Annotated in this window: 18 protein-coding genes; 1 reads left to right on the top strand and 17 read right to left on the bottom strand. The window is 39.7% G+C overall.

Going from position 1 to position 22,312, the window contains the following annotated elements; all coding sequences use genetic code 11:
* Positions 1 to 35: 35 nt before the first annotated feature.
* The 9 genes from ureC to NC799_RS03030 all read right to left on the bottom strand — a co-directional run bounded on the left by ureC (position 36) and on the right by NC799_RS03030 (position 8,128).
* Positions 36 to 1,751 carry an urease subunit alpha gene (gene ureC, locus NC799_RS03070; protein ID WP_272444866.1) on the bottom strand — a complete coding sequence of 572 codons (1,716 nt, stop codon included), beginning with the start codon at positions 1,749 to 1,751 and terminating at the stop codon, positions 36 to 38.
* Positions 1,748 to 2,119 carry an urease subunit beta gene (locus NC799_RS03065; RefSeq protein WP_272444865.1) on the bottom strand — a complete coding sequence of 124 codons (372 nt, stop codon included), beginning with the start codon at positions 2,117 to 2,119 and terminating at the stop codon, positions 1,748 to 1,750. The genes ureC and NC799_RS03065 overlap by 4 nt, the downstream gene beginning before the upstream one ends.
* Before the next feature lie 142 nt (positions 2,120 to 2,261).
* Entirely contained in the window at positions 2,262 to 2,564 is a 303-nt protein-coding gene (ureA, locus tag NC799_RS03060) for an urease subunit gamma (protein WP_272444864.1), read from the bottom strand.
* A 20-nt stretch (positions 2,565 to 2,584) separates the two neighbouring features.
* Positions 2,585 to 3,274 carry an urea ABC transporter ATP-binding subunit UrtE gene (gene urtE / locus NC799_RS03055; protein WP_272444863.1) on the bottom strand — a complete coding sequence of 230 codons (690 nt, stop codon included), beginning with the start codon at positions 3,272 to 3,274 and terminating at the stop codon, positions 2,585 to 2,587.
* On the bottom strand, positions 3,267 to 4,031 hold the full coding sequence (urtD, locus tag NC799_RS03050) for an urea ABC transporter ATP-binding protein UrtD (protein ID WP_417006665.1): 765 nt from the start codon (positions 4,029 to 4,031) through the stop codon (positions 3,267 to 3,269). The genes urtE and urtD overlap by 8 nt, the downstream gene beginning before the upstream one ends.
* A complete protein-coding gene (urtC, locus tag NC799_RS03045) occupies positions 3,979 to 5,082 on the bottom strand; it encodes an urea ABC transporter permease subunit UrtC (protein WP_272444861.1) in 1,104 nt (367 codons plus the stop codon). The genes urtD and urtC overlap by 53 nt, the downstream gene beginning before the upstream one ends.
* A 105-nt stretch (positions 5,083 to 5,187) precedes the next feature.
* Entirely contained in the window at positions 5,188 to 6,090 is a 903-nt protein-coding gene (urtB, locus tag NC799_RS03040; RefSeq protein WP_272444860.1) for an urea ABC transporter permease subunit UrtB, read from the bottom strand.
* A 236-nt stretch (positions 6,091 to 6,326) separates the two neighbouring features.
* Positions 6,327 to 7,610 carry an urea ABC transporter substrate-binding protein gene (gene urtA, locus NC799_RS03035; RefSeq protein ID WP_272445198.1) on the bottom strand — a complete coding sequence of 428 codons (1,284 nt, stop codon included), beginning with the start codon at positions 7,608 to 7,610 and terminating at the stop codon, positions 6,327 to 6,329.
* A gap of 383 nt (positions 7,611 to 7,993) precedes the next feature.
* The gene (locus NC799_RS03030; RefSeq protein ID WP_272444859.1) at positions 7,994 to 8,128 is read right to left on the bottom strand and encodes a hypothetical protein; all 135 of its coding nucleotides are present in this window, start codon (positions 8,126 to 8,128) and stop codon (positions 7,994 to 7,996) included.
* A 428-nt stretch (positions 8,129 to 8,556) separates the two neighbouring features.
* Between NC799_RS03030 and NC799_RS03025 the strand changes: the two genes are divergently transcribed.
* Positions 8,557 to 8,724: an aspartyl-phosphate phosphatase Spo0E family protein gene (locus tag NC799_RS03025; protein WP_272444858.1), complete on the top strand. Its 168-nt coding sequence runs from the start codon at positions 8,557 to 8,559 to the stop codon at positions 8,722 to 8,724.
* Positions 8,725 to 8,798: 74 nt separating this feature from the next.
* On the opposite strand, the gene NC799_RS03020 is transcribed toward NC799_RS03025, so the two are convergent.
* From NC799_RS03020 to NC799_RS02990, 8 genes are all read right to left on the bottom strand, one after another.
* Complete coding sequence (locus NC799_RS03020; RefSeq protein WP_272444857.1) at positions 8,799 to 10,964, bottom strand: choice-of-anchor J domain-containing protein; 2,166 nt, start codon at positions 10,962 to 10,964, stop codon at positions 8,799 to 8,801.
* Between the two features lie 1,434 nt (positions 10,965 to 12,398).
* Entirely contained in the window at positions 12,399 to 14,405 is a 2,007-nt protein-coding gene (locus tag NC799_RS03015) for an arabinogalactan endo-1,4-beta-galactosidase (RefSeq protein WP_334313841.1), read from the bottom strand.
* Entirely contained in the window at positions 14,393 to 14,926 is a 534-nt protein-coding gene (locus NC799_RS18365) for a hypothetical protein (protein ID WP_334313840.1), read from the bottom strand. Before NC799_RS18365 ends, NC799_RS03015 begins: the two co-directional genes overlap by 13 nt.
* 110 nt (positions 14,927 to 15,036) lie before the next feature.
* On the bottom strand, positions 15,037 to 17,094 hold the full coding sequence (locus NC799_RS03010; protein WP_272444856.1) for a beta-galactosidase: 2,058 nt from the start codon (positions 17,092 to 17,094) through the stop codon (positions 15,037 to 15,039).
* 101 nt (positions 17,095 to 17,195) lie between these two features.
* Positions 17,196 to 18,047, bottom strand: a complete 852-nt coding sequence (locus NC799_RS03005) for a sugar ABC transporter permease (protein WP_272444855.1) — start codon at positions 18,045 to 18,047, stop codon at positions 17,196 to 17,198.
* A gap of 3 nt (positions 18,048 to 18,050) precedes the next feature.
* Complete coding sequence (locus NC799_RS03000) at positions 18,051 to 19,304, bottom strand: sugar ABC transporter permease (RefSeq protein WP_272444854.1); 1,254 nt, start codon at positions 19,302 to 19,304, stop codon at positions 18,051 to 18,053.
* Between the two features lie 291 nt (positions 19,305 to 19,595).
* Complete coding sequence (locus NC799_RS02995; RefSeq protein WP_272444853.1) at positions 19,596 to 20,885, bottom strand: sugar ABC transporter substrate-binding protein; 1,290 nt, start codon at positions 20,883 to 20,885, stop codon at positions 19,596 to 19,598.
* A 273-nt stretch (positions 20,886 to 21,158) separates the two neighbouring features.
* Positions 21,159 to 22,151: a LacI family DNA-binding transcriptional regulator gene (locus tag NC799_RS02990; RefSeq protein ID WP_272444852.1), complete on the bottom strand. Its 993-nt coding sequence runs from the start codon at positions 22,149 to 22,151 to the stop codon at positions 21,159 to 21,161.
* Positions 22,152 to 22,312: the final 161 nt, after the last annotated feature.

Genomic DNA, 22,312 nt, shown 5'->3' with positions numbered 1-22,312 from the left:
CCGAATACTCTCGGGCGAGCGCTTTTGGGCGTCAATTAAAACAAAAAGTACCTTTGTGCCAACGCCACTTCTTGGAACGGTTCACAGGTGATTAATTCTCCATCAACTTTTACTTCGTAGGTCTCTGGATTCACATCAATCGTTGGTGTAGCCGTATTGTACGGCAAATCTTGCTTTGTTAGCTCACGACAGTTGCTTACGATACCAATTTTCTTTTTTAGTCCTAATTTTTCATGAATCTTATGATCATAAGCAGCCTTGGACATGAACGTTAAGCTTGTGCTGTATTTCGCACTACCTAATGCACCAAACATTGGGCGCATAAACACTGGTTGTGGTGTAGGAATCGATGCATTTGGGTCACCCATTTGTGCGTAGCTAATTAAACCACCCTTCAAAATAATTTCTGGCTTTGCCCCAAAAAATTTGCGATCCCAGATTACGAGATCTGCTAGTTTACCAGGTTCCACCGAGCCAATCTCGTGTCCCATCCCGTGCGTAACGGCAGGGTTGATTGTATATTTTGCTATGTAACGCTTGACCCGATGATTATCGTTTTGTGCGGCTTCGTCTTCTGTTAAAAATCCACGTTGCTTCTTCATCTTGTCAGCTGTTTGCCACGTTCTAATCACAACTTCGCCGACTCTCCCCATTGCTTGAGAATCAGATGCAATCATGCTAATCACACCTAAATCGTGAAGAATATCCTCAGCTGCAATCGTTTCAGGTCGTATTCGTGAATCAGCAAACGCAACATCTTCCGGTACATTATGGCTTAAGTGGTGACAAACCATCAACATGTCTAAGTGTTCATCAATCGTATTACTTGTGTAGGGTCTTGTTGGGTTGGTGGAAGATGGTAACACGTACGGATACGATGCAATTTGCATAATATCTGGAGCGTGACCACCACCTGCACCTTCTGTGTGATAGGTATGGATAACGCGTTCCCCGATCGCTTTAACCGTGTCTTCAAGAAAACCGGCTTCGTTTAACGTATCGGTATGAATCGCAACTTGCACATCCATCTCATCAGCAACCGCTAAACATTGGCTGATTGCTGCTGGCGTTGTTCCCCAGTCCTCGTGTAGCTTCAGTCCAATTGCTCCTGCTGCGATTTGTTCACGAAGTGGGTCTTTCGTGGATGCATTTCCTTTTCCTAAAAAGCCAATGTTAATCGGAAACTCTTCGGCAGCTTCAAGCATCCGGTGAATATTCCATTCCCCTGGTGTACACGTTGTTGCGTTTGTTCCAGTTGCAGGTCCTGTTCCACCACCAAGCATCGTTGTCACGCCCGATGCAATCGCTACATTAATTTGTTGTGGACTAATGAAATGGATGTGTGCATCAATCCCGCCAGCTGTTACGATTTTCCCTTCACAGGCAATCACTTCTGTGGATGCCCCAATGACCATGTTAGGATCTACACCCTCCATCACGTCCGGATTACCACCGTTACCAATTGCAACAATTCGCCCGTCTTTTACACCTATATCCGCTTTGACGATTCCGGTATAGTCGATAATAATGGCATTCGTTAATAGTAAATCCAGTACACCTTCGTCTCTTGTTCGCGTGCTACTTTGTCCCATCCCATCGCGAATAACTTTTCCACCACCAAAAACACTCTCATCCCCATAGGTGGTGTAGTCTTTTTCTATTTCAATCCATAAATCTGTATCACCTAGTCGGACTTGGTCACCTACTGTTGGTCCATAAAGTGTTGCATATTGCGAACGAGTTAATTTCATGATTTATCACCAATCCCTTTAAATCCGCTTTCTTGAATCTTTTTTGTAATCGTTTCGACGTCTTTCACACTTCCATCCGTTAAGCTGTTTAATCCGTAAACGTGACGACTACCTGCAATTTCAACGAGCTCCACTTCCTTTTCTTCACCCGGTTCAAAGCGGACAGCTGTCCCAGCAGCAACATTTAGACGATATCCGATTGCTTTCTCTCTCTGAAAAGCAAGGTGACGATTCACTTCTGGAAAGTGAAAGTGTGATCCAACCTGGACTGGACGATCGCCAGTATTAGCTACCAGTAGCTGGAACGTTTTTCTATCATCATTAATTTCTATATCTTCTGACTTCAATCGATACTCTCCCGGAATCATGCGGCTTTTGTCCTCCTCTTTTAAAGTCATAGCCAACTTGTGTCTCTATTTTATAAAACACAAACCTCGTTACTATTTTTGTCCTATCTGTATGAATCTATCTTAGGACTTAACATAAACGTGTCGCTATTCTACTTTTCAATCAAATAATCGGCTGATGAACAGTCACGAGCTTCGTCCCGTCAGGAAATGTCGCCTCAATTTGGACGCTTTCTATCATTTCAGGTACACCTTCCATCACATCGTCCGCTGATAGTACCTGCTTTCCTTCTTGCATTAGTTGGGCAACTGTCTTTCCTTCTCGGGCTCCCTCTAATAAATAGCAGCTAATCAAAGCTGTTGCTTCTGGATAATTCAACTTAATTCCTTTATCCTTACGTTTTTGAGCTAATTCACCTGCCATAAACAGAAACAATTTTTCCATCTCTACTGGCGATAGTTTCATAAATCATTCCACCTTTTAACTTAGACGCTTAAGTACTGATAAACTTCTTCATCATCGATTTCATGTGCGGCTTTTTCATAGACTATTGATCCATGATCGACAACATACACATAGTCAGCAACACTTTTCACAAACTCTAAATCTTGTTCTACTAAAATCATTGAAGTTTGAGAGTTTTCCTTAATATCTTTTATAACCCCTTGTATATCTTGAACAATATTCGGTTGGATTCCTTCTGTTGGCTCATCTAGTAAAAGAAAAGAAGGATTGGAGACAAGTGCACGAGCAATTGCTAACTGTTGCTGTTGGCCACCACTCAAGTCGCCTCCATTCCGATTCCGAAACTCCTTTAAAATCGGAAAATATTCATATACTTTTTCATTAACTTCTTTCTCGTTACCAGCCTCTAGACCTATTAATAAATTTTCATAGACTGTTAGCTTTGGAAAAATCTCACGGCCTTGCGGAACATAACCAATCCCTTGCTTAGCACGAAAAGACGGCCGCTTTTTCGTTATATCATTACCTTGATAATTGACTTCACCCTTTTTGGGGCTAATTATTCCCATAATTGTCTTTAATAGCGTCGTCTTGCCAACACCGTTACGCCCCATTATGCAGACGACTTGGTTTTCTTTCACTTCTAAATCAATGTTACGAATGACCATGCTCTCGCCATACCCAGCTTCTAAATCTGCTAATTTAAGCATGTGCCTCAACCTTTCTCCCTAAGTAAACCTGACGAACTTGCGGGTCGTTTTGCACTTCTTCCATCGATCCTTCGCGAAGTAATTGGCCCTCGTGCATGACGGTAACTACATCCGCGTATTCTTTTACAAAATCCATGTCATGCTCTACAATCAACACTGCTCGGTCTTTTGCGATTTGTGTAATCAGTTCACCAGTTTTCATTCGTTCTGTTTTTGTCATTCCCGCAATCGGTTCATCCAACAAAACAAGATCCGGTTCTTGCATTAATACCATCGCAATTTCTAACCACTGCTTTTGACCATGTGCTAAAGACCCTGCTTTTTTATCTTGCTCCTCTGACAATCCGATTAAGTTTAGCATGTCATCAATTTTTTTCTTGTTATCTTTTTTTAATTTTGCAAAAAGAATACCGGATAAACTCTTCTTCTGTTTCATAGCAATTTCTAAGTTTTCAAACACGGTTAACTTACTAAAGATCGATGGCGCTTGAAACTTGCGTGATATTCCTTTATGGACAATGCCATATTCCGTCATCTTCGTTAAATCATACTTATTTTTAAACGTTAGCTTCCCTTCACTTGCCTTTGATTTCCCGCAAATAACATCTAATAATGTTGTTTTTCCCGCACCGTTTGGCCCGATAACAAAATGAACAGTGTTAGGTTTCACTTGAAAATCTAGATTTTTGATTGCTTTAAAGCCACTAAAGTCTACTGTAATTTTTTCTGACTGTAACACCGCTTGGCTCTTTGACATCTTTGACATCTGCTCGCTTCCACCTTTCTTGAAACTTCTCAAATAATCCCACGATTCCTTTTGGTAAGAAGATAACAACAATGACGAACAAGGCACCAATAAAGTAAGTCCACATATCTGGATAAGATTCACTCAATCCTGTTTTAGCAGCATTAACAAAAACGGCACCGATAATTGGACCGATGATAGTACCGCGTCCACCTAGTGCTACCCAAAGCACCATTTCTATCGAAGGCACAATGCCAATCATTGTTGGTGAAATAATTCCCACTTGAAGCACAAATAACATACCAGCTAAACCAGCTATAGCCCCAGATACTGTGTAAACAAATGTTTTGTAAACAGATGTGTTATACCCTAAAAAACGCATGCGGTTTTCACCGTCACGAATACCAACTAATACTCGACCTAATCTTCCTTTTACTAGCTTGCTACAACCAAGAAAGATAGCTGCTAATGCAACAACAGTAACTAAATAAACCACGGTTTGTGTTGTCGGGGAGTTTACAGGATAACCAAAAAATGTTTGGAAGTTAGTTAATCCACTTGTACCGCCAGTTAAATTTTGTTGACCAATTAGCAATGTAACAACTACTAAAACTAACGCTTGAGATAAAATCGTAAAATAAACACCATTAATACGGTTTCGAAACGTTAACCAGCCTAATAAAAAGGCAATTGCTGCAGGTACAATCATTCCGAGCATAATGGCTATCATTGGATATTGGAACGGTAACCAAATCAGTGGCAATTCTTTCATTCCACTCCAAGCCATGAAGTCTGGTAGTCCTCCACCAGTTGCCTCGAGCTTTAGATACATTGCCATACTATAGGCACCTATCCCAAAAAAGATCCCGTGACCTAAACTTAAAACACCCGTATAGCCCCATAACAAATCTAAACCAATTGCTAAGATGGCAAACGCCAAGAATTTCCCTAATAAATTCAAACGAAAATCTGACAAAAATAACGGTGCCAATAATAAAACGGCTAATATCAACAATAAAATAACTTTTTTGTTCGTGGACGACTGAACAAGCAGTTTACTCATGCCAACAGCTCCTCCTCTTATATTTTGTAGTAAGAGCCCTTCATCGTAGATATCCAGTCGTACTGGTATCATGAATTACGCCTTACCTTCTTCTTTATGAAACGATTAATCTAGTGATCTTGACCGAGTTGTTACAAGTCCGGATGGTCTCCATTGGAGGAAAGCAATAATTAATAAGAAAATGAATACCTTTCCGAGCGATGCATTTGTCCAAAATTCAAAGACCGTATTAAAAAATCCAATTCCGAACGCACCGGCTACCGCACCGAACAATGCACCAACACCACCTACAACAACGACCATAAATGCATCAATAATGTAATTCGTACCAATCGTTGGTCCAATCGCGCCAAGCAAGGTTAAGGCACATCCTGCAACTCCAGCAAACCCTGACCCTATCGCAAATGTGATTAAGTCTACCTTTCTGGTTGATACACCTAAACATTCAGCCATTTGTCTATTTTGCATAACCGCACGAACCCTTCGACCATTTCCTGTTTTATAAAAGTAAAGATAAATACCAGCCAAACAAACTAACGCTAGACCTAAGATAAATAATCGTGGATATGCAAAGTACATCGAACCTACTTCAACGCCACCTTCTAGAAAGCTGGGACTTTTCACCCCAACATTTGGCGCTCCAAAAATAGTGCGTGCCAATTGTTGAAGCAATAAGCTAACACCCCATGTCGCTAATAAACTATCTAGAGGTCGTTTATATAAATAGCGGATCAATGAAACTTCCATCAGCATACCGAACGCAGCTGCAACGACCATCGCAATGGGAATAGAAAGAATAAAATATAAGTCAAAGTACTGCTCGGGGATATAATTGATGAAGATGTTTTGCATGACAAAAGTTACATAAGCACCAATCATAATTAATTCACCATGCGCCATGTTTATAACGTTCATTAAACCAAATGTTATTGCTAGCCCTAAAGCTATCAATAAAAGAATAGAACCTAAACTTAGTCCGTTAAAAAGTGTCACCATTAAGTCCGTCATTTTGTGTCTGCTCCTTTCCTAGTAAGAACAAAAGCGTAAGCGCCTTGGTCACCCCCGACAAGCTTAAGACAAACCTCGGCGTGGCGTTATTTGCCACATAGAGGGTTGACTTAAGACCTCGAGGGGGTAGGCGCTGAAGCTGGACGTGGCAATTTTCACTTGATACCCACATCTAGCAGCTTTTATTATTTCATCAATAAAGGTTAAGGGGTAATCCCCCCGCTTGTCTCCTTCTATTACTGGCTTAACGCTTCACTTAACTCGCTTGCCCAATCATATGTTTCTAGGTATGGATCTGGTTTAACTGGTTCACCTGAGTTCCATAGTTCACTAATTTGTCCATCGCTCCCGACTTCACCAATACGAACGGTTTTATAGACGTGTTGGTTATCGCCGTCTACTTTAACCGGGCCACCTGGTGCATCGTACTCTAAACCTTTAATTGCTTCTTTAACAGCATCAACATCAGTCGTTCCTGCTGCTTCTACAGCCTTTGCCCATAAGTACACCCCGAAATAACCTGCTTCCATCGGATCTGCTGTAACACGGTCTTCTCCGTACTCTGCTTTATAGTTCGCTACAAACTCTTTATTTTCTGGTGTATCGGTAGACTGGTAATAGTTCCAGCTAGTAAGGTGACCCTCGATTACGTCTGCACCAATACCTTTGATTTCTTGTTCAGCAACACTTACAGACAATACCGTAACATCCTCAGATGTAATACCAGCATCTTGCAATTGTTTAAAGAAAGCTACATTACTATCACCATTTAGCGTATTGAAAATAACTTGAGGCTCTACACTTTTAATTTTTGAAATCAATGTGTTGTAATCTGTGTGTCCTAGTGGTGTGTATTCCTCACCAACTAATTCTCCACCTTTCGCTTCTAGTTGAGCTTTGATTGCCGCATTGGCCGTTCTTGGGAATACGTAGTCAGAACCTAACAAGAAAAACTTTTTTCCACGATTTTCTAACAACCAATCCACTGCAGGGACAATTTGTTGGTTAGGTGCAGCACCTGTGTAAACAATATTTGGAGATGCTTCCATTCCTTCATATTGAACTGGGTACCAAAGTAATCCATTGTTTTCCTCTACAACTGGCAACATCGCTTTACGACTTGCAGAAGTCCATCCCCCAAAGATGGTTGCTACTTCATCTTGTTGTAGTAATTTCTTTGCTTTTTCAGCGAAGGTTGGCCAATCAGAAGCACCATCTTCAATAACTGGTTCAATCTGTTTGCCTAACACCCCACCGTTTTCATTAATTTCTTTTATCGCAAGAAGTTCCGCATCCTTTACAGATGTTTCACTGATCGCCATTGTTCCACTTAATGAATGCAAAACCCCAACTTTAATTGTGTCCTCAGACTCCTGATTCGAGCTATCCTTTGTCTCTGTCGCTTCACTCGCTTGGTCTTCTTCTGGCTCGTTAGCGTTAGCTGCATTATCTGCCGCAGAACAAGCTGCTAGTAAGGAAATTGATAAGACGAACAATAATAACAAATATTTTGTTGACATTTTTCTCTTCAAATTTTGTCCCCTCCAAAAGTTTTTTGTTAATTTATCTTACAAGCATCATCTTAACACTTGATGTTAAGTCAATTCTATATTGGTGTTAGATAATCTAACATACTTTTTGTTGATTATTCAGATAATTGTTTCATGAGCAAACCGTTTACACCCCTCATACACAAGGGTTACGCAAAGTTAAATTCACCTTGTTTTTTCTCTGTTTGTTTAACGATTCGTCTATTCAAAAGGGACAGAGGGACAGGCACCTTGTCCCTAAACAAAGTACCTGTCCCTCTACAAAACGCTGCGTATTAAAATAATCGACAGATGACACTTTCGGATATCCCCGTAACTCTTGACAGGTGCCTGATTGAAATCCCTTCTATATTTTATAAATCTAACAATATCTCATCCCCTGAGGACTTTTCCATGTTTTGAAGCATGCTTGTAGATATACCAAAACTACGATTTAGTCCACCAACTTCAGCATCAGTCAGTTTAATTTTTTCCAACCATCCACGCATTGATCATTCCTGCTTTGAAAGGATTTTGGTGGATATATCTTAGTACTGTTATAAAAGATATCAAGAGGTGTCTACCACTTCACTCTTATAACGATCTTGAAATAAATTAAGAGACTAAAAAGAAAGAATTGTAATTGGTCAAAATCAGAGGATTAGTAGTAGTCATATGGTAATTTTTGCATGATAAGCACTATATTCTGCTGCCAAACCTCAAGAAACTAAGAAACTAAAGACAGGTAACGGGACACGGCGCCTGTCCCCATGTCCCACTTCACTTGGATTGTCAATTAACTACTGAATTTGTCATAATTCCTCCTGTAACAGTAGGAAAGGATCATCGCCTATCCTGGTAGTTTTTATAAAATTCTGTTACTATTAACTAGTATGTGTTTCTACCTATCTACTATTTGGAAAAGGTCGTGGAATCAATGGAAAAAGGTGTGGAAAGCAAAATTGAAAAGTTGCGGCTGGAAATGTATAAAGCCTATTCCAATGATCCCGATGGTGACCACGTAATTAAAATTTCTCAAGAATTGGATAGACTTATACTAGAGGTTATGGACAAACAATGGAGTGGGATGAATGATAAAAAATAAAGCAGGGACAGCGATTATGACCAATCTTTCAACTAGTGAAGGCCACATCTACTGTCCCTGATTGTATTGCTAGCTTATTCTTTTGGTCCTTGTTCTTTAAGGGTTACTTCGTATGTGAACTCGACCGGTATCTTACTGTCCACTGGTGCAGCATAGGAAGTAATCATTGTATTCCTTCCATTTTGGAAAAGCTGTCTTAATTGTAGTGCATCTTCTTCTGTCACATGGAACGGATCTACAGTTACTGTTCTAAATTTTGTTCCAGAGCTAGCTTCTCTCTCATTGATGAAAGTAACGGTGTACTCCACATATTCACCGCTTAACTCTGCAAACGACTTAAATTCATCGATTGAAGTTCCATCAAATTCCAGGCCAATTTCAGGAATAGCAATATCATCAACGTACCAGCCAGCGTCATTATAGCCCCAGTCTGTCATATAACGGAAAGCGATGAGCACTTCTTGGCCTGCATATGCACTGAGGTCAAATGTTTCTTTTTGCCAATCAGTATAATAACCTGTGAATCCTGGCACGTTTTCTTTGATTTTTGGATAACCTTCCGCGACAATATCACTTCGAGTATTTTCATTTGCTAGACTGTTCCACGTTTGGCCACCGTCAGTCGATACTTGTACAACACCAAAATCCCATCCTTCTTCAATTTCGATATAATTATCAAAGGTTAGTGTTGCCGTGTTAACAGAGCTTAAATCAGCTTTGAATACAATTTCGTTATCCACCTCGTCTCCATTCCCACCCCAAAGCACTTGGTCACTAGAGCCGAGTGGATCTGAAACAGATGTCCAAGGTGTTGCTAAGAAGTCTACTCCATCAAAGGAAATGTTTCTTATTTTTTCATCAAAATCTAACTCTTTAAAGTCGCCACCCCAGGCAGGAACACCTTCTTTTTCATACGTTAATGCTGATTCATAACTAACCGTCATGCCTCGCTTTGTCCCCACGCTATCAACCGGTAGATCACGGAGGTCAATACTATCAATATCATAGACACCACTATGGTCACTATCACTACTATCAATAGCTACCGCAGTAATAAAATTTTGATAAAGTTGTTCAAAGTCAAGGGAAGACCCATATGCTTTTAAAACTGCATTGACGCCAGTAATCCCTTGAGTTTTTTCCTTGACAACATCTTGAATAAATTCCTTGCCAAGTTTATCGTACATATAAAGCGTAAACAAATAAGCTTGCCCATAATCAGCAATTGTTTCTGGCCCAGTTTCTGCAGAGTAGTGTTCATCCCAAGCTACTAAAGAGTTTTCCGGATGATCTAAATAAAAATTAATCGAACCTGCATCATGGCCATAACCACCAAGAAATTCAGAGAATGTTGACAAGCCTTCATTGATCCAAGATTCCTCAGCACTATCGTAATCAGCATGAATAAGATGCTGCAATTCATGAATCGTAGTTCCAAAGAAAGTAGATTCTAAACGCGTTTCCCAGCTGTTTGTATCAATCGTAACGATATTTCTATTCATATAGTTCTCAATTGTTTGCCAAAAGAACCCAGCAACAAAGAATGGGTAAGACGGGTCATAGTACCCTTCGTCTTTAATATTGTCTACTAACATAATTACTTTATCACTAGTTTCATAATATCCTTCCGGGAAATAACCCCAATCAACTAAAGGAGAACGAGAACCATCCAATTGGTCCGGTGTCCCGAAAAACTCTGTTGCGACCGGATAAATATTACTGTCAAATTCGTCACGAAGCGTGTCGACTTGCTCTTGTGTAACTATAGGCGTTGGACGAGAATCTGGGAATGATAGATCGTTTGCCACCCAAACCTCCACGTTTTCTCCAATGCTCCGGAGTGTAAATGTTTTAAACTCCAAATCACGATTTAAAAAATATTTTGTTCCACCATCATAAGTGAAGCTACTCTCACTAGATGACCCTTCAGTCGCAGTGCTTTCATCTGCATTTTTACCTTTACCATTACCTTTCGTAGTATTCTTGTTGGTAGCATTCCCAAATAACTCAGCAGCTTGTTGTTTAATCCCTTCTTCTGCTTGTTGTAAAAATGCCTCATCCTTCGCAAGGCTTGCAAGCTTTTCATCAATACCGACACGGTCACCATAACGTTCGACATTCCACTCGGGTGTAGTTGTTTCTGCTTGTACTTCAAGACTACCGTTAGATGATATTGGGACTAGTAATGATAGAGCAAGTGTTCCAACTGACAACATAGACAATACTTTTTTCTTTTCCAAGGCTTTATCTCCCTCCAAATTAAAAGATAAGAAATGATAGCACGGATTGAAGTTTTGTAAATGTTGTAAAATTAATGGGTCATTTTAGCTAGTTTGTCGATATTAAGTAGATTTTGGCACAAAAAGTCAGTCTATTAACTCGTTCCGGCATTAAAATTGATTAATCTAATAAGCCCATCCATAAGACGCGCCTGACAAAAAGATGACTCCGTCGACAATTTTCGAGACTCCCTTCCAAACTAGGACCATTTCTAGTAAGAGGTCAACTTACAGGTATAAAGACCCTATCCATACACAGATCGTGCAATGGAACGGCGTTGTTAATTTAGGGCGGTTTTCTATAGCTTGTCGTTTGATATACTGTCCAATCATGGGGTACGTTAATTTCAAGCCAACGCAAGCTTCTTTAAATAGTAATCGGTGTCATTGTAGATAATTTTCACTTATGTGAACCTAATTCTGTCGATGATCGGCTCGTTCATCTACACTTTTTACTTTCTCGAACCCAATTCTGTCGATAATGAAGCCCCTCATCTACACTTTTTACTTTTTCGAACTCAATTCTGTCGATAACGAAGCACCTCATCGACTCTTTTTACTTTTTCGAACCCAATTCTGTCGATAATGAACACCTTCATCGACTCTTTTTGCTTTATCAAACCCAATTCTGTCGATAATGAACACCTTCATCGACTCTTTTTACTTTTTTGAACTCAATTCTGTCGATAATGAAGCCCCTCATCGACTCTTTTTACTTTCTCGAACCCAATTCTGTCGATAATGAAGCCCCTCATCGACTCTTTTTACTTTCTCGAACCCAATTCTGTCGATAATGAACACCTCATCGACTCTTTTTACTTTTTCGAACCCAATTCTGTCGATAATGAACACCTCCATCGACTCTTTTTACTTTCTCGAACTCAATTCTGTCGATAATGAACACCTCCATCGACTCTTTTTACTTTTTCGAACTCAATTCTGTCGATAATGAAGCCCCTCATCGACTCTTTTTACTTTTTCGAACCCAATTCTGTCGATAATGAAGCCCATCATCGACTCTTTTTACTTTCTCGAACTCAATTCTGTCGATAATGAACACCTCCATCGACTCTTTTTACTTTTTCGAACCCAATTCTGTCGATAATGAACACCTTCATCGACTCTTTTTACTTTTTTGAACTCAATTCTGTCGAGGGCTAGTCCTGAAGCTAAGACAAGTAAGAAAAGCGCAGGGCGCCTTGCCCACCCCCGACAAGCTTAAGCAGAAAATCTATGTGTCGCTCTTTGACACAAAGATTTTCTGCTTAAGACCTCGAGGGGGTAGGCGCCCGGAGCTAGACAGCTCTTGGATCTTTTTATACTTTCTTATCTTTTAAAAAAGATGGTTCATGCAGTCCCAAAAAGCAGGCCGCAAAAACCATCTTCGAAATTTAACTATTTTTTCTTATATAAAGCACGTTCATTTTGTCTTTCTTTAGCAATGTCAGCCTTTTTATCCTCTGATACTTTATAATCTCTAACATAGGTTAACGCGAAATCATCTAACGTACCCCAAGCGCCCGCATCCGCTTTGATGGCTGCACCGATTGTAATGGTACCATCTAGAACTAAAACTTCTTTAATTTCCGGATTACTCCAATTTACCCAACCGTTAACACTTGTGTCCGCTTGGTAGGTATTTGAACCTGTCTTCCCGTATAAATACATCTCTGAACCATCAGCATCTCCGCCTTGCACGAACATAGACAAGTTATAATAACCTGGTTCTAATCCAGTAATCGTTTGTTCAACTGTAAAGTCAACGTCTATTCCTGAATAAAAATGCAGGGAGTAGTCACCAGTCTTAGCATCTGCCGCCTTATTTTGATAATCTGTATGGGCTTCTACTCCACCAGGATAATCAATCGACCACATGCTACGATCACCCGATTCAAAGCTTGGATTCACCACAAAGTTTTCCAGCTTTATTACCAGTTTTGCAACTACTGCTGGACCGTCCTGTGTTGTCCCATTAATAGCATAACTACCAACGCCTGCTTTCATTGCGCTTTTCAATTGTTTCTCATCCCATGTTACCGGAACTTGCCCTTCACTACCATCATTATAAACAACGGTCACAACGTCTGGTAGCACTACTTCTTCACCAACTGTTCCACTTATTGAAACGTCATTAACTACGTCAACTTTAAGCTCCGTAACCGCGCCAGTATCTACATATTTAAAAACATCTAAAGACGGAAGTGGTTTTCCAGTGAAATCAAACAGTGCCTGGTTATCGACTGCACTACCACCGTACCAGTTGCCAGCGTCTTCCGGGTCATATTCACTAGCATAACTCGTCGCCCAACCAGAGCCATATTGTTCCCAAATCACTTTATTTTGCTCCAATTGCTCAGCTGGTCCCACCGGAATCCACGCTGGTTCCCAGTAAAAAACACCAATACCAGCGTCACCTACATTGGCAACTGCTTCTATTACATCTCGAACAGCATTCGCTTGACCTTGAACAGTAATTGGATAGTTCAATACTTGTCCAGAATCCTGTGGAGCCGTATTACTATGACCATCACCATCTTCTGCCGTGTACACATAAGATGTTTCCGCTACCATCACTTTTTTGCCATATGTTTCTGCCACATTTGATAAAACATCAGTTAAATTTTCAAGCGTTCCATGCCAGAATGGATAATACGAACTTGCAAACACATCGTAATCTACGTTATTATCGTCTAATGTTTTAGCAATAGATGCATATCTCCCTGTTGTTTCTGGGTTCGTAAAATGTAGTGCAACTAAAATGTTTGGATCAATTGCTCTAATTGCCCGACTTCCTTCATTAAATAGCGCACTCATTTTCGTCCAATCTGTCTCACCAGCAACGCCGCCATTTGTTTCATTCCCCACTTGAACCATACCAACGTCGACACCTGCATCAAGTAATAACTGTAAGCTATTTTTCGTATAATTATAAAGCGCCGTTTTCTTGTCATTAAAGCTTAAATTAGTCCATGCTTTTGGAGCCTGCTGTTTTGCTGGGTCTGCCCAGAAGTCAGAGTAGTGAAAATTAACAAGTAACTTCATACCATTTGCTGTAGCTCTTTGTCCAATTTGGATAGCCTTTGCTAAATCGCTGTTACCACCACCATAGCCATTACCTTTCGCATCATACGGATCATTCCAGACCCGAACTCGAACATAGTTTACTCCAGCATCTGCAAGCGTGGTAAAAATGTCTTGTTCTTTGCCTGCTTCATTATAAAACTTTACCCCACTGTTTTCTAAAGAAATAATACTAGAAACATCGACGCCCTTAATAAAGTCATCAGTCATACCATCTACTCTTTCTACAAAAATATCAGACTGGACTGGATCTGGTACCGGCACCGTATCACCTCCATCATCAGTTTTTTCTACTAATTGAAAGCTATCTAAATACCCCAAGCGTCAGGGGCACCTTCAACTATTGCTCCCACTTGGAAATTTGTAGTATCTTCAGCAATATCAAAATTTAACGTCACTGTTTCCCAGCTATTGTAGCCAGTTGTTGACGTAGCAGCTGTAGTACTGTCGCCAGCAAATACAGTTATACTACCTGCCTCATTGTCAGCGCCACCCATCGAACGAACGGAAAGCTGATAGCTACCAGCCGGAAGACTTGTAACCGTTTGGCTAACTGAAAAGGACTGATTACCAGTTACCGTATCTTTCACCCAATATTTAAGTGCATAGTTTCCGGTATCTGCTGTTATCCATTGATCATCAGTATAATTAAAATGCTGGATATCTAAACCATCCCAATTTGAAGTCGTTACATTCCACGACCCATCTTCCCAAAAATTAGTCTCAAATCCGCCGCTATCTAGTATATTCGTAGCTGCCTCGGTTTTTTTCGGAGTAACTCCAAGCGTACTAAACACTAACAAAAACACAAGAAACAAACGAACTATTTTTTTTATGCCCATAACACTCTTCCGCCTTTCAATCCTCAATTTTATGAAACGCTTACAAACGGAGTGGCTTTAAAGACAGTTCCCTCAGCCATTCTGACCAAAGAACCTGCCCAAAACCAATATTATTTCGCTTCTAGAATACGAACTTCATATCGTTTAAGTGTAATCTCACCGGAAAGAGATTCTTTTGTTACTAGATCGGTCACTGGCGACTCCAGTCCAACGACTTGTTCTTCCTCGGTAAAGTTCATCACAAACACATAGTTAGTATCTTCACTTTGGCGCGTTTGAACGGAAACACCTTTACCATGGGTTACTTTTACTACTGGCGCAAGCCCTAGTTCAGCAATCAACTGTTGATAGAAATTACGATGAAAATCATCTTCTAAGCGTGCACCTATATAATAGGTCTTTCCTTCACCGTAAGAATTGCTCGTTACAGCTGGTGTATTCGCATAAAAATCATCATGATAGACAGCCTGCGCTTGTGCATTTCCTAGTTCAATAACTGTCGCATAATCCTTTACTTCATACGTTTTACCTGCATAGGTAATCGCGTTTCGATCATTCGGGAAAAACGTATCTGTTTCGACTGGATTAATACCAAACATTTCTCGCAGGTCTTTGTGCCAACCACCAAGGTATGTTAGGTCGTGTTCGTTCACCACGCCACTAATGTATGTCATAACTAAACGTCCGCCGGCTGCCACATATTTTCTCAAACGAGCTATCGTATCTTCACTAACTAAATAAAGCATCGGAACAACTAGTAGCTTGTAGTTAGAAAAGTCATGTTCCTTTGTAACGACATCAACCGGGATATCATTTTCCCAAAACGTACGATAATGGTCTTGCAATGTTTGTGGATACCGCTTTGTTTTTAATCCATATCCCTGTGCATCGTTTAATGCCCAATTACTTTCCCAATCATAAAAAATTGCAACATCAGCTTTGCGGTTTGTTCCAACTACATCTGACAATTTTTCAAGCGTCTTACCAACTTCAGCTACCTCTTGAAACACACGATTATTTGGGCTGTTATCATGGTCAACAACAGCGCCATGGAACTTTTCTGATGACCCACGCGACTTACGCCATTGAAAATACATGACACTATCTGAACCATGCGCGATCATTTGCATCGATGAAAGGAGTTGCATGCCTGGACGTTTTGCTTTATTGACTTCATGCCAGTTCACGTGACTTGGTGTTGACTCCATAAGCAAAAACGGCTGCTGCTTCATGCTACGATAAAGGTCATCAATAAAACCTACCTTCATCGCGAGGTCAGCAGTAGTTTCCCAGTCATTGTGCCAAGCTGGATAGGCATCCCAACTAATTACATCAAGGTGTTCTGCGAATTCACTATAATCTAAGCCTTGGAACGGAATTAAGTCGAATGTATCCGCCATAAAATTAGTAGTTATCGGAATATCTGGTGTTATCTCACGAATAGGCACAATTTCATTTTTGTAAAAATCAATCGTTTGGTCTGTTACGAATCTTTTCCAATCCAAATTATGGCCGTGAACAGCATTCTCTCCAATTGGGGATGGTGAATCAATTTGCGACCAATCAAAGATGGTATGGCTCCAAAACGGTCCCCACCATGCGTCGTTTAATGCCTTTAAATCATTGTTGTATTTTACTTTCAACCACTCACGGAAGGCGTTTTGGCATTTGCCACAGTGACATTCCCCCCCGTATTCATTGGAAATATGCCACATGATTAATGCAGGATGTTCCCCGTATCGTTCTGCAAGCAAACGGTTTATTGTTTGTGTTTTTTCTCGGTAAACCTCGGATGTAAAACAGTGGTTGTGCCTAGCACCGTGCAAGTGTTTTTCACGTCTTGCATTTACTCGTAACACTTCCGGATACTTTTGCGACATCCAAGCAGGACGGGCCCCACTTGGTGTAGCTAAAATAACACGACCACCAATGCTGTAAATGTTATCAATAATTTCATCTAACCATTCAAACGTGTAGACACCTTCTTCAGGCTCAAGTGCACTCCAAGCAAATATGCCCACCGAAAATGTATTGGTATGCGATAACTTCATGAATTTGATGTCATCGGATAAAATATCTGGACGATCTAGCCATTGATCAGGATTGTAGTCGCCGCCATGAAGCATAAAATCTGCTTTAGTAACTGATTTCTTTGGTTGTTTTGGCATATTACCCTCTCCTCGTATTTCTAATTTTGTCCACTGGTTAGGAAAGGACGGGTCATTCTATATTCGTAACGATAAAGAAAACTCGCCCTATTTGATCTGATTTAACCTTTCGTACCACCGGCTGTGAGTCCCGAAACGAAATGCTTCTGGAGCATGACAAAGATAACAGCAACTGGAATACTAATTAAAATTGCACCAGCAGCAAAGGTTGTGTAGCTTGCACCCATAACGTCATTGACCAAGTTATATAAGCCGATTGGTAACGTATAGGATTCTGGATCCCTTAAAATCACCGAAGATAAAACGAAGTCACCGAGCGGGTTTGTGAAACCGTTCATCGCTATTACGGCAATCATCGGTCTTGATAATGGCATAAGAATTTGCAGGAAAATTCTTGTGTTACTCGCCCCATCAATTCGAGCACTTTCATCTAATGACACCGGAATGGCATCTAAGTATCCCTTCATTAGATACGTGTTCATCGGAATTAATCCACCAATATAGAGGAAGATTAGTAACCAGTGACTGTTCATTAATCCGAGCATTTGCGCAAAAACAAATAGCGCAATTAGTGCAGAAAACTGCGGAATCATTTGCAATAATAGGAATAGGACCAATCCGTTTTTTCTACCTTTAAAGCGGAAACGAGAAAAGGCATAAGCGGTAAAGGAAACACTAATTACCGTTCCAATCATGGTAAAGATACTAATTTTCAATGAGTTTAAATACCATTGTCCGTATTGCAAACTTTCTTTTCCAGCAAATAGTTCTTTATAGTGATCCAAGGTTGGATTTTTCGGAATGATTGAGGTACTAATCAAACTGTTACCAGGATTAAAGCTTGCACCCACCGTCCATATCAATGGATAGATAATGACTACGACCATAAAAAATACGATGAGATAAGAGACGAATAGTCGAATGAAATTCTTTTTCTTCACGTTTAAAATCATCTCTTATTCCTCCTTAAATGAATTCGTTTTTCTGAATTGCCATAACGCAATCGCGATAACAAAAATGGATAACAAAATAGTAAGTGCTGCAGCTAGTGAGTACTGACTTGACTGCATGGTTAATTTATAAATCCACGAAACTAGAATATCTGTTCCGCCAGCTGTTGTTCCAGGCATCGCTGGTCCACCACCGTTGAATAGATAAATAATATTAAAGTTATTAAAATTGAATGTGAACTGTGTAATGATAATTGGAGCCATCGCAATCAAAATCATTGGAAACGTGATATTTTTAAATTTCGCAAAAATTGATGCTCCATCAATCGTTGCGGCCTCATATAATTCTTCAGGAATGGATTGTAAAACACCTGTTGTTACAAGAAAGACGAAAGGAAATCCCAACCAACCTTGCATCATGATTAACGCTAGTCTTGACCAATTGGCATCGGTTAACCATGGAACGGGATCAATCCCGAAAAATGCTAAAATATCATTATTAATTGCACCAAAACTATCATTAAATAAACCAGCAAAAACTAGAATTGTAACAAATCCTGGCACTGCCCATGGCAGGACAAGAACTGTACGAATAAACTTTTTAAAACGTAGATCCTTTTGGTTAACAACTACTGCCAAGAAAATACCTAGACTTACTTGAAGTGTCGACGCACACAGCGTCCAAACAACTGTCCATGCAAGAACATCAAAAAAAGTAGAACGCCAAATATCAACAGTGAAGATATTGGCAAATGTATCTAATCCAACCCAATCTATTAATTTAGCAGGTGGAGAATGGTATAAGTCATAGTTGGTAAATGCTAAAGCAATGCTAAAAAGAATCGGAAACACGACAGCAAAAATCAGAATAAATAGTGAAGGTCCGGCCACGACGTAAGGATAGCCTTGTTCTACTAAATTTCTATACTGATCACGTAACGTATTTGGAAGTTTCCCTTCATCCCTTAATCTTCCATTTTTATATGCATCTTTTAAGTTTAAATAGTAAATAAATAAACCCATTACAGTTACTATTACTGCTAAAATACCTTCTGCTAACAAGAAAATGGAGTTATCTCTCGGCACTTCTGTACCTAACGTAACAATTCCCCATAATCCCATATTTAACAGATCTTTAAATACTATAAAGAACGATGCAGTTAGCACCAGGTACACAAGACCCTTCACCCACTGCTTATTATAAAATTGTCCAAACCCAGGTATAATCGAAAGTATTAATGCACGTGTACGATGTTGCATGATTTCACCCCTTTTATAGGAAAAGCGTAGGCGTCTTGGTAAACCCGACAGGCATAAGACAAGCCCTGTGGCGTTCTTTGCCACAAAAGGAATTACCTTATGACCCCGAGGAGCTAAGCGCCCGAGCTATTCGCTTTTTCATGCTGAAAAGTTAAGAAGTAGTATTTGTCTTGTCGTTCCACTTACACTATCAGCTATCCGCTTCAAACTAGCTGATAGTATAAATGAAAAAATTACCTTAGTAATGGAATGGTGCCAAACATAAGTTTGACACCATGTATGCTAATTTAATTACTTACTGCTATTTGCAGCTTCAATCGATCCTTTTATTGTTTCAACAGCTTGGTCTAACGCTTCTTTAGGTTCAGCTTTTCCTGTTGCAATTGTTTGAAGTGCAGCATCAGCAGGATCCCAAACAGAGTTCATTTCAGGTATGTTTGGCATTAATTCAGAGAACTGAGATTGTTCAGCTACGGCTTGTGCTGCTTCACTTTCTGTTACAGCCGGATCATCAGCTAATGCAGCTACAGCTGGTACTTCTTTTGTAAGTTCATATCTTGTTTTAGAGTTTTCTTCATTCGCTAAAAATACTACTAACTTTTCAGCAAGTTCAGCATTTTTAGAGTAAGCACTTACGTTATAGCTTTTCACTCCAACGAATGCACTCATATTTTCACCGTTAGCCAATTCCGGTAGCTTTACAACACCGTAATCGATGCCTGCTTCTTCATATGGCCCTAAGTTCCAAGGACCTGAGATAACAGCTGCTGCTTTACCTTCTGAGAAAAGTGAGTCTAGTACTTGAATACCTTGCTCACCAATGATTCCAGATGGAAATAGTTTTTCTGCATAGAACTTTTGAATCTGATTGGCACCTTCGATTGCACCTTCATTGTTTAGTCCAAGATCGGTTGGAATGTAGTTACCATTTTCATCTTGACCAAAAATATACCCGCCATATCCACTTAATACACTGTTTGCATAATAGATTTGGTCAAACAATGCCAATAATCCAAAGTTCTCACCATCTGTTAATTCTTTTGAAAGATCATACCAACCATCTAGAGTAGTAGGTAATTCATCTTCTGATACAATGTCTTTGTTATAGAACAACATTGTAGTTTCAACCGCTTTCGGTAGACCGTAAACTTTTCCATCCACTGTTTGAGAATTCATTGCAGCTTCTGTATAGATAGAAGTTACATCTTCTCCTACGTTAAGTTCCTTTAGTAAACCTTCGACAACCGCTGTACCAATTTGGTCACCGGGCATTGTGAAAACGTCTGGGCCAGTTCCACCCGGTCCATCTAAACGTAGATCTTCAATTTGTTGCGCATAAGCTTTCTCTACCACTTTTACTTTAACATCGTTTTCTTCTTCAAACTTAGCAACTGCATCCGCAATTCCTTCAGACTTTTCCACATCTTCCCACACTAGTAAATCATATTCTTTATTGTTATCTTCCTTTTTTCCTTCATCACCGGTAGCTTGTCCACTATCTTCTTGTGGTCCACACGCTACTAAAGCAAAAACTAAAGCCAATAAACTAAAAATCCCCAAAATCTTTTTGATGTTTTTCACCGATTAACATCCCTTCATCGTTGTATTGTATTACGCTTCCAAAATAGATGAAAACGTTTTATGCAATTAATATAGCATAGCTAATAAAATTAGTAAACAATTTTTTTACTCATTTAAGTAAAAATTTTTACTAAAAAGATTAAATGATGTTTTGCATATAAACATTTAGGATGGAGTTTTCTAACGTAATTAAACAAAACAAAACAATGCAGATGCACACAAAAAAAGAGACAATCTTAAGGCTTTTCACTTAGACAGTCTCTTTTCTATCCGCTAATTTGTACTTTTTCTAATAATCATTTCAGGTCCAATAAATAATGTTTTAGTAATTTTTCGATTTTCAACGATTCGTTCAACTAAGAGTTGTAAAGCACTTTTGCACATTTCACGTAAGTCAATATCAAAAGTAGTAAGTGGTGGTGAAACGTATTTGGCAACACTAATATTATTAATTCCTATGACGGACACTCTACTCGGTATTGATATTTCAGCTTCATTTAGCGCTTGTAAACAACCGACTGCAATAGGATCCGCTGCCGTAACGAAGGCAGTCGGTAACTCGTCCCCTAGTGTATTGACAGCATGTTTCATCAACTTATACCCATTATCAACCGAGAACCCACGATGAATAAACACATTTCTCTCATTAAGCAAACCTTTTTCAGCCATGTATTGACGAAACGCCACTTCTCGCAAGTCCATTTCATCGACATCTGTGTTCGGGTTATGATAAGTTCCACCAATGAACCCAATCTCCTTATGTCCCTTACCTACTAGAAAATCAATTGATCTTCGAACGACCTGAGCAAGATCTGGTCTTACCGAATCAAAATGAATCGGGTCTGGTGAGGTGTCAAGAAAAACCCCGTGTTGAGTAATACTTCTAAGATGCGCAAGCTCTCTATCAGAAAACGTCCCAACAGCAACAAAGCCTTCTATATCTCTTGGAATACTCCCTATCCCCTGACCAATCTTATACGTCGTTAGCTCAACATTAAAGTTTTTCGCAAGCTTTTCCAATTCCAATCGCATCGCTTTAAAATAAACGTCCTCAAGTTCCTCAACATCTGTCAACCAATATAAAAACACCACATTCTTAACAAGTGGCCTTACCATTTTCTTTTTGTAATTCAGTTTATCCGCAACCTCATAAACTTTTTCACGCGTCTCATCAGTAACAGAGAGATTTGGATCATTGTTCAATACACGAGAAACCGTCGTAATAGAAACCCCTGACTTCTCTGCCACATCCTTTATTGTCACCATCTTATCCCCCCTAGAGGAACTCCTTGCAATAAACAGTAATTCACACACATGCAATTAGTAAAATATTTTACTAATATTTTTACTTATTTTTAATCATTTGTCAATTATTCAACTATTGGTAAAAATCTTCATTTTATGATAGACATAAGGTAATAAAATTT

The organism is Aquibacillus salsiterrae (assembly GCF_028416595.1).
In the GTDB taxonomy this organism is placed as follows: domain Bacteria; phylum Bacillota; class Bacilli; order Bacillales; family Amphibacillaceae; genus Aquibacillus_A; species Aquibacillus_A salsiterrae.
This window is presented reverse-complemented; position numbering and strand designations above follow the sequence as displayed.